We start from the raw sequence: 256 nt of genomic DNA on the forward strand, positions 1-256 counted from the left end.
CGTCCTTTCCACAGCCGCCGCGCCCCTGCCGGTCGAGGCCGCCAACGCCGTCGCACCGCTGCTCAGTATCCAGGGGCTGACCAAGCATTTTCCGGCCCGCAACGACCGCATCGTCCATGCCGTCGAAGATGTCAGCTTCGATGTGAAGCGCGGATCGACCGTCGGCCTCGTCGGCGAATCCGGTTCCGGCAAGACGACTGCCGGCCGCGCCATCCTGCGGCTGATCGAACCGACCGGCGGCAAGGCCATCTTTGAC

The 256-nt window shown here is 67.2% G+C and carries 1 protein-coding gene; it reads left to right on the forward strand.

Annotation, left to right across the window (positions count from 1 at the left end; translation table 11 throughout):
* On the forward strand, positions 1–256 hold a 256-nt coding region (locus tag ASE56_RS17970), incomplete at both ends, for an ATP-binding cassette domain-containing protein (RefSeq protein ID WP_369110702.1).

This window comes from Microbacterium sp. Leaf203, assembly GCF_001421275.1.
Lineage (GTDB): Bacteria > Actinomycetota > Actinomycetes > Actinomycetales > Microbacteriaceae > Microbacterium > Microbacterium testaceum_A.